Genomic DNA, 18,930 nt, shown 5'->3' on the forward strand with positions numbered 1-18,930 from the left:
CACCCTTTGGCCGCTGCCCGTGGGTCAATCCGAGACGGGGCCCGCTTCGGTTGCATGATACGAGGCAGGCGATCGGATCGTGGTGACCAGACGCACTGAAATTGCTGTGTGGTTTTCTTGAGAACTGGGCTGAGATTGAATCGATCGGGCTAAAACCGTAACAGAGGCTACGTAATCGTCTGGGCGCTCGGCGGTTGCTTCTCGATCAATGGGTAAATACATACATTGGACTTTGGGGCTGATCACCATTCTGGTGGGAGTTGTGCGAGTGGCCACCGTTGGCTGGGAAGTCCAGCCTGCTTTGGCGGGTGGCTCCTCCAGCCTGGCTGAGTGGCAATCGTTAATTGAGCAGTCTGAGAAATTACGCGAGGAAGTGGCGATCGCGCTGCGGGTCGTGAGCCGGGCCCCGGAGGAGGTGTTTTGTGTGGGGGCGCGCATTGGCCACCCGATCGAGTCCTTGAGTGGCTTTCGGATCACACCGGTCACCTGTCGGTTCGGCAATTGGATGCTGGAGTTAGAGGCGGACAATTTGGCTGTGCAGACTGATGGCACAGTGTTGCCCGTGGAGCAATTGCTCGATCGCCCGGTGGCGGAACGGGCCCGGTTCACCACACTGCGGTTTCGGCTTCAGCGTTGGCGTTGGTATCCCGTGGCTCCCGAGCTGGGCCAGGGCGTGAGCGAAAAAGCGAAGAACTAAACCAGCAGCCCGCGAGCCAACCACCCGCGAGTTAGCGCAAGCAGGCCCGATCGCGATCGCCCCGCAACGCACCCAAGAGGGTTGACACAAACACGCAACTCCGGCGGCTATCCACCCGATCGCGCAGTTGAAAGGTGATGCGGCCCAGTTGCCCATTCACCCAGCCGCTGCCTTGGAATTGCATTCGGTAAACGCCACTGCGCGATCGCAGGGTGCTGTTATCCACATCGATCGCCACACCGATCGTGCCCGTGGCCTCCGCCAGCAGAGGTTCCCACCGGGCATTGTCACAAAAACCTGTCCGAGCGGGCTGCACCGCCAACTCAACCGATCGGCCCGTGTCCCGCAAACACAATTCCCAAACCCGGCGATTTTGGCGGGCCCGGGCTTGGGCAATTCGCAACGTCCGAAAGGCCGCATCCTGGGCTTGGCTGAGGCGTTGATTATCCGCAAAAGATAGCCAAACGGGCGCGGCGATCGCGCTAAGGATGCCCACCATCGCCGCCACAATCAGCAATTCCAGCAGCGTAAACCCCACCGCTGAGTCACCCGCCATCAAGCGATTTGAAATCAAACAGCCTAAAATTGAGTGAGGAGCCTTCTGGGTTTGATGACCCGATCGCCCATCACTCAAAGTCACAGAACCAGCAACCGATCCAGAACCCGGATCTTCACCCACAATACCCACAACTACAGAGCTAGTCGCCAATCCTGAACCCGGATCATCAGCGGGCCGCAGCCCAGATGTGCAGGATCGTCGCACAAGCCACCGCCACACAAAGGAAGAGTTCATGACCGGATGTAGATCAGCCCATCGGTGATTATTTTGACATTAGCTGGGTATATTTTCTGGCTTATGGCAGGTCGCACTTGAACCCCAGCCCCGGATCGATCGCCCATCCCCTGCGAGATCGGTATGGACTGCCGTTTTGGGCTAAATTCAGCAAGGAATTGCACGGCGAGTGGCGGCAAGGCACATGATCGGGGTTGGTCAGACAACAAACCAAACGGCGGGGCAACCCACCACAGCGCCCGATCGGGTCACCGATCCCAACCTTGATCAGGCCCTCAAGCAATATTTTGGCTATCGCAGCTTTCGGCCCGGCCAGCGGGACATTGTGGAAGCGGCACTGGCAGGGCGCGATCAACTGGTCGTGATTCCCACGGGCGGCGGCAAATCCCTGTGTTTTCAACTGCCCGCCCTGTTGCAACCCGGCTTGACCGTGGTGGTGTCGCCGCTGATTGCCCTGATGCAAGACCAGGTGGCCGCCCTGCGCGATAACGGGATTTCCGCCACCTTCCTGAACAGCAGTTTGGGCGTGGCCGAGTTGCGATCGCGCGAATTGGAACTGCTGAACAACGTTTATAAATTGGTCTACGTTGCGCCCGAACGGTTGATGACCGAAGGGTTTTTGCCCCTGATCGATCGAATCCACCAGACGATCGGCTTGGCCCAATTCGCGATCGATGAAGCCCATTGCGTTTCCGAGTGGGGCCACGACTTCCGCCCGGAATATCGGCAACTCTGGAGCCTACGCGATCGCTATCCCAACGTGCCGTTCATGGCCCTGACCGCCACGGCCACCGATCGCGTCCGCCAAGACATCGTGCATCAGTTGCAGTTGCGCGATCCACGCATCCACATCGCCAGCTTCAACCGCCCCAACCTCTACTACGAAGTGCGGCCCAAGGATCGCAACACCTATCCCGAACTGTTGCGGCTGTTGCGAACCACCGATGGCTCCGCGATCGTCTATTGCTTCAGTCGCAAACGGGTAGACGAGCTGACCCGCAAGCTACAAATGGACGGCATCGAAGCGCTCGCCTACCACGCGGGCATGGACAACGAGAGCCGCGCCGACAACCAAACCCGCTTTATTCGCGACGATGTGCGGGTGATGGTGGCGACGATCGCCTTTGGCATGGGCATCAACAAGCCCGATGTACGGCTGGTGGTGCATTACGACCTGCCCCGCAACCTGGAAGGCTACTACCAAGAGTCGGGCCGCGCCGGCCGCGATGGCGACCCCGCCCGCTGCATCCTCTACTTCGGCACGGGCGACATTCGCAGCATTGAATATCTAATCGGTCAAAAGCCCGACCCCAACGAACAGCGAATCGCCCAACAACAACTGCGCCAGACGATCGACTATGCCGAAAGCACCGTCTGCCGCCGCACGATCCAACTGGGCTATTTTGGCGAAGCCTTTCCCGGCAACTGCAACGGCTGTGACAACTGCCGCGATCCCAAACCCCTGGAAGATTGGACGATTCCGGCCCAGAAATTCCTCTCCTGCGTGGCCCGAGTGCGGGAGCGGTTCGGCACGCAATACATCATCGACGTATTGCGCGGCTCCAAAAGCGAAAAGATTTTGCGCAATAACCACCAGGAACTCTCGACCTACGGCATTGGCAAGGATCGAACGGCGGAACAGTGGCAATTGCTGGCGCGATCGCTCCGGCACGAAGGCTTGGTCGATGAAACCACCGACGGATATCGGGTCTTGCGGTTAAACGCCCTTAGTTGGGAAGTGTTGCGCAAACAACGCGAAGTCTGGGTTGCCGTGCCCCCCCAGCGGCGCGATCGCCCCACCAGCAACACCGAAGACCTAGCCCCCGAAGAACAACCCCTGTTCGATCGGCTGCGGCAACTACGCAAACAACTGGCCGACGAGCAAAACGTGCCGCCCTACGTGGTCTTCACCGATGCCAGCCTGCGGGCGATGGTCAAGCTGCGGCCCCTGGATTTGGCGCAGTTCGCCGATGTGCCCGGAGTCGGTCGCCGCAAACTGGAGCAATACGGCCAAACCTTCACGGCGGCGATCGGGGCCTATTGCCAGGAATTCAACCTGGATTCACCGGCCAAGGCGATCGACCAGCGAATAAGCGATCGTACCAGCCGCGCCGTCAGCACCACCATCTACAGCACCTGGGAACTCTACCAACAGGGCCAGCGCCTGGCGGACATTGCCGAAGCCCGCAACCTACGCACCACCACGATCGTCACCCACATCGAAGAGCTAATCCGCAAAGGCTACGCGATCAACATCGATGATTTTGTGGCTCCCGAGATCCAGCAAGAAATTGTCCGGGCGATCGACCATTGCGGCTCCCAACGGCTCACGGAAATCTACGACTTCTTGCAGCAACGCTACACCTATGCCGACATCCGCCTTGTCCGCGCCGCCTGGGAAGCCGAAACCGCCAACGAACTCGCCCATTAACTGTTTTTGCTTGGAATGGCTTCTTATAATTAGTAGTAATAGTCACTCATATCCAGTGTTGGCAACCTATGGAAATTCAAGTTAAAAATCTAGGGCCAATTCAAGAGGCTAAATTTACTTTGGGAGATTTCACAATTATTTGTGGATCGAACAATACTGGCAAGACTTATGCAGTTTATGCCCTATTTGGCTTTTTATTAGGGACTTGGGCTCATAATCTAAACTTTGAAATTGAGCCAAGCATTATCAGCGAGCTTTTTTCAAAAGGAACTGTCTCACTGCATATTCCCAGCTATCTTACGCAAGCCCAAGAGATCCTTGAACAGGGCTGCCGACTTTATAGCCAGCAGCTTTATAAAATCTTTGCCGCCCCAGAAAACAAGTTCGGAGATGCTGAATTTAGGATTAAATTAGACTTTTCGCGACTTCAATTTAATCAAGAATTTGAAAATCATATTCAATCTAGAAACATAGAAATATTTTCCTTGATCAAGCCTCAGAACAGTCTTGAATTAACAATTACACTTTTGATTTCTAATGAAAACAATTTAATTCCCGAGTCAGTTGTTGCAAGTATTATCTCAAATGCACTAAAAGATCTGATCTTCTCGGATTACCTTCCGAATCCCTTCATTGCGAGTGCCGAAAGAACAGGTGCGGTTATTTTTCGTAATGAACTGATTTTTGCTCGCAATCGCTTGCTAGAAGAAATGAGACAATCTAATGAAGATTTTGATCCGATGGGACTACTTTTCAAGGTCTATCGAGACTATGCATTACCGGTTAAGCAGAACGTGGATTTCACCCAAAATCTTGAAGTTATTGCGAAAGAGGAGAGCTTCTTGGTTCGTCAGTTTCCCGAAATCTTAGAAGATTTCAGAAAATTGGTGGGCGGTGAATATAGCGTTCGCAACAATGGAATTTACTATAGTCCCAGCCATCGCAAAAGCCTGAGGCTAACGATGGATGAAAGTTCTAGCGCAGTTCGATCGCTCTTGGATATTGGTTTCTACCTAAAGCACGCTGCCCAACCTGACGATCTGTTGATTATCGATGAGCCAGAGCTAAACTTACATCCCGAAAATCAGCGCCGTATTGCACGGCTTTTGGCGAGGTTGGTAAATGTGGGCATCAGGGTTTGCATTACTACCCATAGCGATTATTTGATTAAGGAAATTAATCATTTAATCATGCTTAATCGTGACCAACCCCATCTTCAAAAAATTCGAGACCAATGGGGATATCAACCGGAAGAGCTGCTAACTCCTGAACAAATGAGGGTCTATATTGCTCAACTAGATTTAATTGCTGTTTCAGGGCGAAAAGGCAAAGTCAAACGCCAAACGCTTTCTGCGGCCGATATTAATGCCGATCAGGGCATCGAAGTGGGCAGCTTTGATCAAACGATCGATGAGATGAATCAAATTCAAGAGGCAATTATTTGGGGTGCAGATTAGATGGCGGAGATAGAAATCTTGCGCTCCATGATTCATGAGCAACTACTCGTTCCCTGCCAGCCCCAAGACATCAAGTATGGTCGCCATTGCTATCAGGTAGAACTAACGGAGCGGCAAAAACAGGCAGGAGCTATGCACAAGGTCTATTCTCTCACTGTGACTAACTGTCCTGAACAAACGCTGGTGATCCGTGCTGATCAATTTTGGGATCGGCGTAAGCTGTTCCAAGGAACTAGGGGTGAGCAGCGCTGTGCCGACTATATTTTGATTTGCGATGATCCTGCCATAGGTCAGTGGATTTTATATATTGAGCTGAAAAAGTCCGACGCTAATTTAAAGTCTATTAAGCAGCAAATTTTAGGTGCGCAATGCATTCTTAATTACTGCACTGCGATCGCTCAGCGTTTTTGGAATCAAGCAGATTTTCTAAGCACATACCAACGTAAAAATATTGCCGTTACCCACATCACCCTTAACAAAAGAAAAACCCGAGACTTCCAAACGCCTCACTCTCAACAGGCTAAACCGCTATACCAAGACAGCAATCTCATCAAGCCGATGACTCTCCACGGCAATCGGGTTAGTTTGGGAGCACTCATTGCTTGAATTGCTGACCCTGCCGCAGAACCTTGAGCCAACCCCTCCGCCACTGAGTGAATCATCATCATTTTTAATCACTAATAGAGTATGAAGCGATTAAAGAATTCATCACTGAGTCATGCAGTGTCGTGCGATCGCCCAGATCATTTATTTCTCAACCGGGAATGGATCCAGATCGCCAAACTTCGTTACCAATCCTCCCGTACCAAGCCAACCTAATGCCGCAATGTCACAGACACAAAACTTTTTGACGGAAATAATTAAGCTTTATTTTTAATTCATGTTTGATTTCTTACGAAAGTCCTCAAAAACAACCATGATTGGCTAGTCAGTTTCCGTAACTGATTTTGACTGTAGGCATTAATTTTAACCAAGTTAATCTCATAAATTCCTGAGCACCATGAGGATAGTCAGAAAGATCCCTTGACGCTCAAAACTGCCGTCTTTATATAATGAACATGATTAAGCAAAATTGCTGATCATGTGCTCAAAACTCCCTACTCCGTCAGATCAGGATTTCACTTTATTTTTATGTATGGCTTAATTAACAGCGCCTTGCGGATGATGATGTGCGAGCAATATGGCCAGGAGATTTGGGACGACATCATGGCCCATGCTCAGCTTTCGGAGGAGCATTTTTTTGTGATGAAGTCCTATCCTGACGACATCACCCACAACATTGTGCAAGCGGCGACCACTATTCTGGATATTTCTGCAACGGAATTGTTACGCAAATTTGGCCACTATTGGGTGGGTTACACCAAAACAGCGGGCTACCAAGAAATCATGAATATGTGCGGTGATAACTTGGTGGATTTTTTAGGCAATTTGGATGATTTGCACACGCGGCTAGGGGTGCAGTTTCCCGCGTTTCGTCCCCCGTCCTTTGACTGTGATCAGGTGGGCCATCACACGGTGGAATTACACTATCGATCGACTCGCCAAGGTCTGGGGCCGATGGTGGAGGGATTGATTGAAGGGCTGGGCGATCGCTTCGATACGGAAGTGGAAATTACCCAAATTGCCGATCGCGCCCAGGGTGACGAATGCGACACCTTCCTCATCCACTACACCACTGACTAGGGCTATGGATCAGTTGCCCTTACCCCCATTCCACCTTTCAGCAGAGTTGCTGGTGCAGCTCTTTCCGTTTCATTTGGCCCTCAATCATCAACTGCAAATTGTTCAGGTGGGGCAAGCGCTCGATCGAATCTATCCCCACCCCTTGAGGGGACGCTTATTTGCAGATCATTTTTCGATCAACCGTCCTCGCATGTCTATTAGCATTGAGGACTTTCTTAAAAAAAGACAATCCCTTTTTCTGCTGGAGTCTCGAGATTTATCTTTGGTTTTGAAGGGGCAGATGGTGGATTTGCTGGAATCAGAAATCTTTCTTTTTCTGTGCTCACCATCCGCGATCGATGCTAAAAAACTAACAGATGTAGGAATTCAACTGAAAGATTTTCCGCTTCATGATGTAACCCCAGATCTGGTTTTTCTGCAACAAACCACCCAGATGTCCGTGAAGCAGGTGGAGACTCTCAATCAACAATTGATTGCTAGCCAAGAACAGTTAAAAGACGCTTTATCAATTCAGGAACATTTGCGATTTAAGGCGGAAAAACAAGCCCGCCAGCTTGAACAACAACTCAAGGAGCTAAAAGAAACACAAATTCAACTTGTACAAGCCGAAAAAATGTCCACTTTGGGGCAAATGATTTCAGGCATTGTTCATGAAATCAATAACCCTCTACATTTTATTTATGGCAACTTAGATCACTGCCTCAATTATGCTCAGGCTCTACTAGAGGCTTGTCAGGTTTTATTACAAGCCTCTCCCCGAGCAAGGGAATGGCACGAGATATCCCATGCCAATTCATCCAGGAGTTGGTTGAGCGAAGCCACATTAGGCTCAAATACTGAAGATCAAGCCATTGATCCTGAGCATTCTTTGGATGGTGCTGTGGCTTTGGCTAGTTTGGACTTGGAAAACCTTGCTTTTGCTTTGGATGATTTTCCAAAGGTGCTTCAGTCCATGCGGATTGGCAGTCAGCGAATTCGTGAAATTGTGGAGGGGTTGCGTCAATTTTCGCGCTTGGATGCTAGTGCGCTCGATTGGTTTGATATTCATGAAGGCATTGATAATACATTGATGATTCTGAAGAGCCGACTCAACAAAGCTAAGGTTTCCTCGAACATTGAAATTATTAGAAACTATGGTAATGTGCCACCGATTTCTTGTTATGGGGGACAGATTAATCAGGTTTTTATGAATATTTTGGCGAATGCGATCGATGCCCTGGAAGACCATAATCAGGCTTGTGAGTTACCGGCGCGATCGGGCACAAAACGAGAATCACCCAAAATTTGGATTGAAACAGCTTTGATTAATTCTGGATGGCTGCGCATCTCGATTCGTGACAATGGGTGCGGAATGCCCAGAGATATTCAATCGAAGATGTTTGAGCCGTTTTTCACAACAAAGTCCGCCCATCGAGGCACGGGTCTGGGCATGTCAATTAGCTACAAAATTGTGACGGAACGCCACGGGGGCCGGTTGCGCTGCATCTCGGAACCTTGCCAGGGCACGGAATTTGTGATTGAGCTGCCGATCGAGCCGGCCCAACTGCAAGGCAAGAGCGCGGTTTAGGAATAGTCCCAAAATTAAGAATTGAGAATTAAGAATTGAGAATTAAGAATTGAGAATTAAGAATTGAGAATTAGGAATTGAGAGAGCTGGTTGATCCTAACTAGGAAATAGCTGGGAAATAGCCGGGAAATTCGCAAAACGCAGCTCAGGAAAGTGCTTCCGCAGGGGCCTGATCCCTTTGCCGACGACGCGGGGCGATCGCATGGCGGCTGACCGCATAAAAATCGGCGGCTTGGCTCATGGTGTAGCTCAACCACTGAGGATCGCCGATCGGGATGGGGCGATCGGGCAAGGTGGGTTCGCCCGGCAGGCACGATCGCACCTGGGCAGCCACAGCCCGCGCCAACAGGGGCGGCACTGAGTTACCAATTTGCCGCATTCCATGCCATTTCGTGCCGTGAAAACAGAACCAGTCGGGGTAGGAGTGGAGGCGGGCCGCTTCGCGCACGGTGATGCAACGCCCTTGGATGGGGTGAATGGGCCGGGGCGAGGTGAACGCACCGCGATTGCTGGGGGTTCCGGCCCGTAGGGTGTTGCAAATGCCCTCGGGGTGCAGTTTTAAAAAGCGACTGATCCGATCGACTTCGCCGGGGAGCGTGGTTTGGAACCGGGCCACTGAGGCGGCGCTGTGGTCGGTACGCAGACAACCGGACAAGCCGGATCGAGGCGATCGACGGGGATGGCTGAAATCAACGGGATCCCGCAATGCACCCCGTAACCAGCGGGCATAGTCGCCGGGGGGATCGGCCAGTTGGCCCAAGTCCAACCAATCGCTTGATCGCAGCTCGGGATATTGATCCACGTCGGGCAAATCCCCGATCGCCCCGGCCACGGTGGGGCAAATGGGCAAATGGGCCAGAGTTCGATCGCGCTTGGCGCTTTTGCAAACCGGCGGGCGGCGGGTTTGGGGCGCTGGATAGCTGGGCAGCGGCCAGCCCGATCGGGCCCCCAACAGAAACAAACGTTGGCGATCCTGCGGTACGCCGTAATGGGCCGCATTCAAAACCTGATAGTTGGCTTCCACTTGGTAGCCAAAATCGGCAAATAAATCAATTAATTCGCTCAAAAACGCCCGATGTTTGCCCAGGGTCATGCCCCGCACATTTTCAATCACAAAATACTTGGGCCGCAGCTCATTCACCAACCGAGCAAAGTGGAACATCAAGGCATTTCGCGGATCATCAAAGGCCCGCTTTCCCATCATGGAAAATCCCTGGCAGGGCGGCCCCCCAAACAGCACATCAATTTCCAGCTCTGGTTCTTCTAGCCCTAGGCGGCTGGTCAGCGCTGAATCACGAACCCGTTCGGAATCACTCGGGCGATCGCCCCGCAACACCGCCGCCAATTGCTGCCGAATTTCCGCCCCCGTCACCTCCGCCGCGCTCCGACAGAGCACCGCCCCCTGCGGAAAGTTGTACTGATGGGTTAAACAGTGAATCGGGTCAATTTCCACCGCCACCGCCACATCAAACCCCGCCATCTCGAACCCTAAGGACATCCCTCCGGCTCCGGCAAACAGGTCAACGGCGATCGGGCGGCGGGAAACGGTCACGGCAAGGGGGTCAACTTTCAGCAACAGCGGTCAAGCGACCCATATGGTAGCGGAATTCCGAGCGATTGATCGATCCACTGCCCCTACCCTTTCTTGGGCGATCGGGCAACAAACTGATTACTCAATCAATCTTGTGGATATTTAATCTATCTGATCGGCAACTCTTAGCCCCTGAGTCACCCAACCTGAATAACCTGATGAATGGCTTCGACTACGCCAACAATGAAATCCACAGCATCACTCACTTGCATTTCATCAATTCCCCAACGTTCGCCAATTCCCAATATTGGATTAATATCGGCTTCATGAGCAATCTTATTTCTTCGATCCACAATCAAGCTAAGTTGTTGCTTAACCTCTTTTGCGGATCTTTTCATTCGATCAGCAACTGTATCCCATAGCTTTTGATCGGAAATTAGCCTAATTGCATCAGCAATTTTTTCAGCCTGCTGAAAGCTCTGATATCTCAAACGCTCTCGAATTTCTGTTTCTAACCACAAAGTGTCATCTAGTTTATTGGAAAGACTATTAGACAAAACTGGAATTAATTCGGAAATGGTATAAGTATTTTGCAGGAATTCATAACCCTGAAGTTTTTGAATTTCAAACTCCAGCCAATCTGCGAGATTGATTGCAGTCAGGCGATCTTGACGTGCATTACCCAAGGAAACCTGAAAGCGGGCAAAGGCTGATTGGGCTATGTTTCCGGCAGGGCTTGGCTCAGGGCGATCGCCTCGATAGATTTCCAGCATTCCCAGCGTCACAACCTCATGGATATAGTAATCCAGAGCACTCACCGTCAGCACCAAAGCTGCACGCAGCATATCCGACACATCCAATGCACCGGTTGCCTGAGCTTTCATAGAATTGTGTAGTGCAATCAGGTCTCTAACTCGACCAATACTGATGCGAAATTGATCAAGGGCTGACTGCATACACCGAACTTTCAGAACTAAGCGCAATAATCTTATCGGCCAAATCAGAAAACATTTGTCTAAACTCTTCTTGCTTCTTTTGATTACTTTTCAGAACAATACCTGTTTGCCCAAGTTGCTCAGGAGTCAAATCATAGACAGGCGTTCGGTGCTCTTGAGACAAGGCAATTAAGTTATTGAAGTTGGGAATTTTAGCTAAGGAAAGATTGTCTTGCACTCCTTGCTCTCGATATAAATAATCAGGCAACGTCATATTACTTTTTTGAAGTGCCGGAATAAGCTGTTCAGAAACTGCCTTCTCAATCTTTTCAGTCCAATTTTGAAAGGCTGTTGTTGCTTTACCGTGAATAATGCGATTATTTTGTATAATAACTCCCAAAAATTTCAATTTTGTCGCTGGAAAAGGGTAATGAGCTTCTCGAAGAACTTGCAGTGAGCTTGCGACTTTTGCCCATGCGTACCATCTAGGTAAGACCTTGATTAGAGAGTCAATAGCCATTATCGAAAAGAAATCAGCAGTTGTAGGAATCAGAAAAAAGTCACTAATTGCTAGTAAATTCTGGTTGATTGCTCCCAAACTTGAACTCATATCAATCAAAACATAGTCAGCATTGATTTTTTCTGCCGTCTTATCTAACAAGTCATTGATTGCTCCTGGTATATTTCTCAAAGCCTGAATTGAACCGCTTAACTCTTGAGCGAATCCAAGTGCCACTTCATACTCAGCAAAGCTAAGATGGCTGGGTAAAAGGAATAGATTTTGGTAGCCTTCTAAAGGCACACAATCAATGGCTTCAATTGCCCGTGGCTGGGATTCAAACGCAGGGGCAAGTCCTGTTTTTATATTGGAAATCGTCTTGTAAATTTCTTGAATTCTTTCTTCATCTTCTTCTGTGACCTTACCCAATACCATGCTTGTTAGATTGCATTGCGGATCACTATCAACTAAGATAACTCGTTTACCTTTTTTAGCTAACATCCAACCCAAGTGAAGGGTTATTGTGGTTTTACCTACTCCACTCCTATGATTAAAGAGAGCGATTTTTTTAGCCATTTCTATCCAGTCTCCTGAATGTCTTTAAAACTTAAACCTACGGAATCAGTCAAGTTTTAGGATTGATGTTTTTATGATTTTCTAGGAAGTTTTCATGAATCATAACGATCGAACCAAAGATATTGAAACTAGAGATCAACGATTAGGTCAGCAGTCTCTAGTTTCTTTTGACCTGATCAGACTCAAAACCGAAAGCTCTGATGTGGTTGGCTAGGTCTCATTCTCCAACCATAGCACACATCAGAATTGAGTCTATTGTGAGGGGAGAGCTTCGTAGGGGACTGGATCGGTTAAGCCCAATTCTGCGAAGGCCGCCAGCCGCAGCCGACAGGAATCGCAGCGGCCACAGGAGCGATCGCCCCCCGCATAGCAAGACCAAGTTTCCGCCCAAGGCACGCCTAAGCGATCGCCCAGTTGAATGATGTCCGTTTTGCGCAGTTCCACCAAGGGCGCAACGATTTCGATCGGTTGGCCTTCCCGGCCCTGGCGCGTGCCCAACTGAAACACCGACTGCATCGCCGCCAAATAGTCGGGCCGGCAGTCGGGATAGCCGGAATAGTCCAGGGCATTCACGCCGATATAAACCCGTTGCGCATCGATCGCCTCCGCGTAGGCCAGGGCAAAGCTCAAAAAGATCGTGTTGCGGGCCGGCACATAGGTGATCGGAATTTCCGTCGCCATGCCGTCCAAGGGCCGATCGCTCGGCAAATCAAGCTGGTTATCCGTCAGCGCCGAGCCACCCCATTGGGTTAGGTCAAACCGCACCACTTGATGGGCCACCACGCCGGCCGCTTGGGCGATCGCCACAGCCGCTTGCAGTTCCCGACGGTGGCGCTGCTGATAATCAAAAGACAGGGCGTAGCAGTCGCACCCATCGGCCTTGGCTTGATAGAGCACCGTGGATGAGTCCAAACCACCGGAGAGCAACACAACGGCTTTGAGCGGTTGGCACTGGGGCGATCGGGCAGAGGGCGTTGGGGCGGCTTCCGGAGTTCCAGGCGGTACGACGGTCATGGGTCAAGAATTCTCGCGAAAATCCACCCTATGGTAGGATGTGGCCGGCCGACGCTGGCGGCATCACTCCTCGCCCCATTGCCCCTTCACTGCTGCTGTTAAACGCGCGTGCAATCCCGTAGCGAATCGCTCGATGCTCAAATTCGGCCTGCCCTCGCCCGGCCGAGCCACCATCCCATCCGCGTTGGCGCGATCGGGGTCGGCAACATGGGACAACACCACGCCCGGATCCTGAGCTTGCTTAAGGATGCGGAATTGGTGGGAATTTCAGATCTGAATGTGGAACGGGGGCTGGAATTGGCCAGCAAATACCGCGTTCGGTTTTTTGAAGACTACAAAGACATGCTGCCCTTGGTGGATGCGGTTTGCATCGCGGTTCCCACCAAGCTGCACTACACCGTGGGCATGGATTGCCTGCGGGCCGGGGTGCATGTGCTGATGGAAAAACCGATCGCCGCCAGCATCATTGAAGCGGAGGCCCTGGTGAATGCGGCGGCCGAACGTCAATGCATTTTGCTGGTGGGACATATTGAGCGATTTAACCCCACGTTTCAAGAATGCTTCAACGTTCTGAAAACGGAACGGGTGTTAGCGCTCGAAGCCCATCGCATGAGTCCCCACGCCGATCGCGCCAATGATGTGTCGGTGGTGTTGGACTTGATGATCCATGACATTGATCTGATTTTGGAAATTGCCAACTCCTCGGTGGTGCGTCTGTCGGCCAGCGGCAGCCGGGCCGCTTCCGGTCAGTTGGACTATGTGACGGCAACCCTGGGCTTTGCCAATGGGATTGTGGCTACCCTGACGGCGAGCAAGGTGACACACCGCAAAATTCGCCGGATTGCCGCCCATTGCCAGGATTCACTCGTGGAGGCGGATTTCCTGGCGCGTCAAATTTTGGTTCATCGCAAAACCTCCAGCTATCCGGCAGGCGATCGCGCCAGTCAGGCTTGCTATCGGCTGGATGGGTCGATCGAGTCGGTGGCGATCGGGAACACGGAGCCGCTCCATGCGGAATTGGAGCATTTTGTGAACTGTGTGCGGGGCGAGATGCAACCCTCGATCGGCGGCGAACAGGCCCTGAAGGCCCTAAAAATTGCCAGCGCGATCGAACAAATGGCCCTGGACGAACCCTTGGGCAAAGGCGACGATCGGTGGGGTTAATCGGTTAATCAACCGTTAGACCATCGAGCATCCCCTTCGTGACGGGCCCAGCGGCCCAATTTACCCATGCAGTCTTGGTGCGATCCGTTGGTTCGGCTCGATCGGCCCAATCAACTGAACCGGCCTGTTAACCGGCGATCGCGACTCACTCGGCGGGCGATCGCCCATCAACCGGTGGCCATGGATGCCCCCCGACCACAACTTGGCTCCCGTTCCAAAATTTTCAGGCCGTGAACAGCGGCATCGGTCTTAATTTGTCGTTTCCCAAAAGCCCTCAAGCGCTGGCCCAGCGTCAAGATTAGCCCATTGATCCGTAAACAAAGTTGGCAAATTACCTAGCCAGATTGTTATTTTCTGGCTAACCTAGCTACGGTTCCCTGCATTAGATTAGGGTTGATAGTAGAGTTAACCAACGGTTTAGATTAGGTTTGCGACTAAGTTTAAGCAGCGGATTTAGCTAGCCACAATCTTGCTTTCTCGATAAGCTGATCTTTCTATGTCGATCGGGGCTTGGTTGTGTCCCGTTCCAGCCTTCCTTTTGGTGTGTCGTTTGGCCTAGAACCATGTCCGAGCCTTCTGTGGCAGTCCAGCCGTTCTACCAGCGCGATCGATGCACCCTTTACCAGGGCGATTGCCTTGAAATTTTGCCCCTGTTCCCGGCCAATAGTGTGGATCTGATCTTTGCTGATCCGCCCTATAACCTGTCTAATAACGGGTTTACCTGTCATGGCGGCCGGGCCGTCAGTGTCAATAAAGGCGATTGGGATCGCAGCAATGGCATTGAACAGGATTTTGAATTTCACCGCGCTTGGATTCAGGAATGTCGGCGGATCTTGAAACCCAATGGCACGATTTGGATTTCAGGAACCTATCACAATATCTACGCCTGTGGCTTTGCACTGCAATGTTTGGATTTTCATGTTTTGAACGAAATTTGTTGGTACAAACCCAACGCTAGTCCCAATTTATCCTGTCGCTTTTTTACGGCCAGCCATGAAACCCTAATTTGGGCCCGCAAAAGCAAAAAAGGAAAACATGTCTTTAACTATGAAGCCATGAAGCTGGGAGATTTTCCCCGCGATCCCCTCAAGCTTTCTGGCCGACAAATGCGGAGTGTTTGGTCAATTCCCACCCCACCGGCTTCGGAGAAATTGCAAGGCAAACATCCCACCCAAAAGCCTCTGGATTTACTCGATCGAATCATTTCCGCCAGCACCAATCCGGGAGATTTGGTGCTCGATCCCTTCAGCGGCAGCGGCACAACGGGCCTTTCAGCCCTACGAGTCGATCGCGCCTTTATTGGCATTGAAAAAGAAGCGGCCTACCTGCAATTGGCGGTCGATCGCTTCACCACCGCCCCCCTCCCAGGCTCCGAGACCAGCGCGGGCGATCGCGTTCTGGCCAATGGCAAATCCAGTTCTCAACCGGGCCGTCAACCCAGCCAGCAACCCGATAACCAGACCAACAGCAAGGCCAGCGGCAAGGCCAACAACCCAGCCAGCAGCAAAACCAGCAATCAACCGGCGGGAGCGTCAATTATGGAACCAAACAGCTCCCCAACAAGCTATTCCAGTCCCCCAAACCATCCAAACCATTAAGAAACCAGGCGATCGAGATTTGTTCAGCTTGATTCGACAGACCCAGTGCGACAATTAAAGATCGCTTTTCTGGATCGGCTAGAGAGAGCAAAACCCCATGTCCGACAATTTCCGCAGCCAACAGATCACCAGCGGTGTGCAGCGATCGCCCAACCGCGCCATGCTCCGTGCAGTGGGCTTTGGTGACAATGACTTCAGCAAACCGATCGTCGGCATCGCCAGCGCCTACAGCACCATCACCCCCTGCAACATGGGCATTGCCACCCTGGCCGACAGCGCCATGGCCGCAGCCCGCGAAGCTGGCGTAATGCCCCAAATTTTCGGCACGATCACGATCAGTGACGGGATCTCCATGGGCACTGAAGGGATGAAATATTCCCTGGTGTCGCGGGACGTAATTGCCGACTCGATCGAAACCGTCTGCAACGGCCAAAGTCTGGATGGCATCCTGGCGATCGGCGGTTGCGATAAAAACATGCCCGGAGCCATGATCGCCATGGCCCGATTGGATATTCCCGCCATCTTTGTCTATGGCGGCACGATCAAACCCGGCCATCTGCACGGGGAAGATCTGACCGTCGTCAGCGCCTTTGAAGCCGTGGGCCAATTCAGTGCTGGCAAAATTGACGAAGCCCGGCTGATGGCCGTGGAACACAACGCCTGTCCCGGTGCAGGTTCCTGCGGCGGCATGTTCACCGCCAACACCATGTCCAGCGCCTACGAGGCCATGGGCATGAGCCTGCCCTACTCCTCAACCATGGCCGCCGAGGATGACGAGAAGAACGCCAGCGCAGCCGAGTCTGCCCGCGTGTTGGCCGAAGCGATCAGAGCACGCCGCACACCGAAGCAAATTTTGACCCGCAAGGCCTTTGAAAACGCCATTTCCGTGATCATGGCCGTGGGTGGTTCCACCAACTCGGTGTTGCACCTGCTGGCGATCGCCAACACAATCGGGGTGACCCTCACCCTGGACGACTTTGAAGAAATCCGCGCCCGCGTGCCCGTTTTCTGTGACCTGAAGCCCAGCGGTCGCTATGTGGCCACTGACTTGCACAAGGCCGGCGGCATCCCCCAAGTGATGAAAATTTTGCTGAATCAGGGGCTGCTGCATGGGGATTGCTTGACAATCACCGGCAAGACGATCGCGGAAACCCTGGCGGAGATCCCCGACGAACCGCGCCCCGACCAAGATGTCATCCGTCCCTTCGACAAGCCCCTTTATCAACAGGGTCACTTGGCCATTCTGAAGGGCAACCTGGCCAGCGAAGGTTCCGTGGCCAAAATCAGCGGCGTGAAAAATCCCGTGATCACCGGCCCGGCAAGGGTGTTTGAGTCGGAAGAGAATTGCTTAAAGGCGATCTTGGCGAATCAAATCAACCCCGGTGATGTGGTGGTGATTCGCTATGAAGGGCCCAAGGGCGGCCCCGGAATGCGGGAAATGTTGGCTCCGACGGCGGCGATCATCGGTGCGGGTCTGGGCGACTCGGTGGGGCTGATCACCGATGGGCGCTTCTCGGGCGGAACCTACGGCATGGTGGTGGGTCACGTGGCTCCCGAAGCGGCCGTGGGTGGCACGATCGCCCTGGTGCAGGAGGGTGACAGCATCACGATCGATGCTCCGAACCGCAAGCTGCAACTGAATGTGTCCGATGAGGAGCTGGCGGCCCGCCGGGCCAACTGGCAACCGCCGGAACCGCGCTACAAACGAGGCACGTTGGCAAAATATGCCAAGTTGGTCTCTTCCAGCAGCCTGGGAGCCGTGACGGATTTGAACTTGCTGTAGGGTTTGGGGCTGGGTCAGCAATTCAGCCCAGCAATTCAGCGCGACCCAATCCACCCAGTTATTTCCGATCGTTATTCAGATCCGCATTTCGATCCGCAAAACCCCGCCCGATCGCGACTCGATCGAGCGGGGTTTTTGTAGACCGCATCGCGAATTAATTGCGAGTGGGGCTACTGGGGGTCACGCTAGCACCGCCTTGGCCGTTTTGTTCCAATCGCTGCTGGCGCTGGCGCAAAAACTCATTGGCAGCGTTGTCAATCCGTCCCGATTGTTGTTGATTGAAATCATCCAGGGTTTGCCCCGGGGCCAACATGATGTTGCGAATCAAGTCTTGGGCAGAAACGCCGGAGCCTTGAAACACTTCATTGGGGCGCACATCACCGGACGATCCATTGGCATTTGGGTCACCCAGGGCCGAGGATTGGGCGATCGCGGGGTTGCTGCCCAAGGCCAGAATGCTCAAGACGGTGACGATCGAGGATCCCGACAACCAGGCAATCGAGGGAGCGATCGAGAGATGGCTCATGATTCAGCTAACTCCAATTCAGGGATATTAACGGGTTCGTTAGAATGCACCAGCAAATCGGACAGGGGAACCGCAAACAGCGAATCCTGTTGAGGGTTACCGGAAGTGGCGCGAGCAACCATGGGCGATCGGGACTGGTTTTTTTCGTAGCCCACCAACAGCAGAGGGGTACCCCCCACATCGCCAATCACCCGCCTTTCACTGTGAGGCAAAAAGTCCGCCTTCGGTTCCCAGTGGTTGCGATTCACGATGTTGTCGCGACGGCCGGAACCCGCCAACCCCGATCGCGGTGGATGGGTTGATGCCAATAGGCTAGCGTCTTCGATCGCATCCTGGCTGAGGTCAAGGCCCGGGCGATGGAGTTCCAAGGTCTGTCGCAGCCGGCCGCTGGTTTGGGCCAACAGGGGCCCCCGTCGCTCCAGCAACAGGGACATGGTTTTGCGATCGGTTTCCAGGGTTCCGGCATCGGTCAAACTCGCAAAAATCTCCGCCGACTCTTGCCCCAACTCCAACAGGAGGAGCAACCAATCCGGCAAGTTCGCCATTGCGCCGGCCGCTTCGCAATATTGTTGCAACCATTCCGAGGCATGGAGGTAAGCATATTCCCCCAGCATCGTGCGTCCATAGGGGGATGCTAAAAAGCAATCCAGCTTGTCTTTTAGATTCTGCTCCATGC

General features: G+C 52.5%; 16 protein-coding genes and 1 pseudogene. 10 read left to right on the forward strand and 7 right to left on the reverse strand.

From position 1 onward, the window contains the following. Nucleotides 1-208 precede the first annotated feature (208 nt). On the forward strand, nucleotides 209-697 hold the full coding sequence (locus tag ACZA91_RS06255) for a hypothetical protein (RefSeq protein ID WP_190356242.1): 489 nt from the start codon (nucleotides 209-211) through the stop codon (nucleotides 695-697). 31 nt (nucleotides 698-728) lie between these two features. Here the strand turns inward: ACZA91_RS06255 and ACZA91_RS06260 are convergent, their stop codons facing one another. After that, a complete protein-coding gene (locus tag ACZA91_RS06260) occupies nucleotides 729-1,490 on the reverse strand; it encodes a pilus assembly FimT family protein (protein ID WP_463185335.1) in 762 nt (253 codons plus the stop codon). Nucleotides 1,491-1,674: 184 nt separating this feature from the next. Here ACZA91_RS06260 and recQ point away from each other — a divergent pair, with 184 nt between their 5' ends. From recQ to ACZA91_RS06285, 5 genes are all read left to right on the forward strand, one after another. Further along, the gene (recQ, locus tag ACZA91_RS06265) at nucleotides 1,675-3,921 is read left to right on the forward strand and encodes a DNA helicase RecQ (RefSeq protein ID WP_463185337.1); all 2,247 of its coding nucleotides are present in this window, start codon (nucleotides 1,675-1,677) and stop codon (nucleotides 3,919-3,921) included. A 68-nt stretch (nucleotides 3,922-3,989) separates the two neighbouring features. Then, nucleotides 3,990-5,378, forward strand: coding sequence for an AAA family ATPase (locus ACZA91_RS06270; protein WP_463185340.1), 1,389 nt, complete (start codon nucleotides 3,990-3,992; stop codon nucleotides 5,376-5,378). Further along, nucleotides 5,379-5,984, forward strand: coding sequence for a hypothetical protein (locus tag ACZA91_RS06275; RefSeq protein ID WP_463185342.1), 606 nt, complete (start codon nucleotides 5,379-5,381; stop codon nucleotides 5,982-5,984). 525 nt (nucleotides 5,985-6,509) lie between these two features. Continuing rightward, the gene (locus tag ACZA91_RS06280; RefSeq protein WP_099532412.1) at nucleotides 6,510-7,061 is read left to right on the forward strand and encodes a heme NO-binding domain-containing protein; all 552 of its coding nucleotides are present in this window, start codon (nucleotides 6,510-6,512) and stop codon (nucleotides 7,059-7,061) included. Nucleotides 7,062-7,065: 4 nt separating this feature from the next. Continuing rightward, complete coding sequence (locus ACZA91_RS06285) at nucleotides 7,066-8,628, forward strand: sensor histidine kinase (RefSeq protein WP_463185344.1); 1,563 nt, start codon at nucleotides 7,066-7,068, stop codon at nucleotides 8,626-8,628. A 145-nt stretch (nucleotides 8,629-8,773) separates the two neighbouring features. Here ACZA91_RS06285 and ACZA91_RS06290 read toward each other — a convergent pair whose 3' ends face one another. The 4 genes from ACZA91_RS06290 to queC all read right to left on the reverse strand — a co-directional run bounded on the left by ACZA91_RS06290 (nucleotide 8,774) and on the right by queC (nucleotide 13,183). Further along, entirely contained in the window at nucleotides 8,774-10,180 is a 1,407-nt protein-coding gene (locus ACZA91_RS06290; protein WP_463185346.1) for a DNA cytosine methyltransferase, read from the reverse strand. A gap of 176 nt (nucleotides 10,181-10,356) precedes the next feature. Beyond that, nucleotides 10,357-11,115 carry a HEPN domain-containing protein gene (locus ACZA91_RS06295; protein ID WP_463185348.1) on the reverse strand — a complete coding sequence of 253 codons (759 nt, stop codon included), beginning with the start codon at nucleotides 11,113-11,115 and terminating at the stop codon, nucleotides 10,357-10,359. Then, complete coding sequence (locus ACZA91_RS06300; protein WP_463185350.1) at nucleotides 11,099-12,169, reverse strand: ParA family protein; 1,071 nt, start codon at nucleotides 12,167-12,169, stop codon at nucleotides 11,099-11,101. The genes ACZA91_RS06295 and ACZA91_RS06300 overlap by 17 nt, the downstream gene beginning before the upstream one ends. 252 nt (nucleotides 12,170-12,421) lie before the next feature. Beyond that, the gene (gene queC / locus ACZA91_RS06305; protein ID WP_463185352.1) at nucleotides 12,422-13,183 is read right to left on the reverse strand and encodes a 7-cyano-7-deazaguanine synthase QueC; all 762 of its coding nucleotides are present in this window, start codon (nucleotides 13,181-13,183) and stop codon (nucleotides 12,422-12,424) included. A 141-nt stretch (nucleotides 13,184-13,324) separates the two neighbouring features. Here queC and ACZA91_RS06310 point away from each other — a divergent pair, with 141 nt between their 5' ends. From ACZA91_RS06310 to ilvD, 4 genes and pseudogenes are all read left to right on the forward strand, one after another. Continuing rightward, nucleotides 13,325-14,347 (forward strand): Gfo/Idh/MocA family protein, encoded by a 1,023-nt coding sequence (locus ACZA91_RS06310; protein ID WP_255407512.1) that lies wholly within the window; start codon nucleotides 13,325-13,327, stop codon nucleotides 14,345-14,347. Between the two features lie 66 nt (nucleotides 14,348-14,413). After that, entirely contained in the window at nucleotides 14,414-14,581 is a 168-nt protein-coding gene (locus ACZA91_RS06315) for a hypothetical protein (RefSeq protein ID WP_463185355.1), read from the forward strand. Between the two features lie 329 nt (nucleotides 14,582-14,910). Continuing rightward, nucleotides 14,911-15,693 (forward strand): annotated as a pseudogene (locus tag ACZA91_RS06320) (DNA-methyltransferase); the annotation flags it as partial. A gap of 349 nt (nucleotides 15,694-16,042) precedes the next feature. After that, the gene (gene ilvD / locus ACZA91_RS06325; RefSeq protein ID WP_463185358.1) at nucleotides 16,043-17,728 is read left to right on the forward strand and encodes a dihydroxy-acid dehydratase; all 1,686 of its coding nucleotides are present in this window, start codon (nucleotides 16,043-16,045) and stop codon (nucleotides 17,726-17,728) included. 154 nt (nucleotides 17,729-17,882) lie between these two features. On the opposite strand, the gene ACZA91_RS06330 is transcribed toward ilvD, so the two are convergent. Together ACZA91_RS06330 and ACZA91_RS06335 are read right to left on the reverse strand one after the other, a co-directional pair. After that, nucleotides 17,883-18,254, reverse strand: coding sequence for a hypothetical protein (locus ACZA91_RS06330; protein WP_463185361.1), 372 nt, complete (start codon nucleotides 18,252-18,254; stop codon nucleotides 17,883-17,885). After that, nucleotides 18,251-18,928, reverse strand: coding sequence for a hypothetical protein (locus ACZA91_RS06335; RefSeq protein ID WP_190529280.1), 678 nt, complete (start codon nucleotides 18,926-18,928; stop codon nucleotides 18,251-18,253). Before ACZA91_RS06335 ends, ACZA91_RS06330 begins: the two co-directional genes overlap by 4 nt. Nucleotides 18,929-18,930 lie beyond the last annotated feature (2 nt).

Source organism: Limnothrix sp. CMB-01, assembly GCF_055193175.1.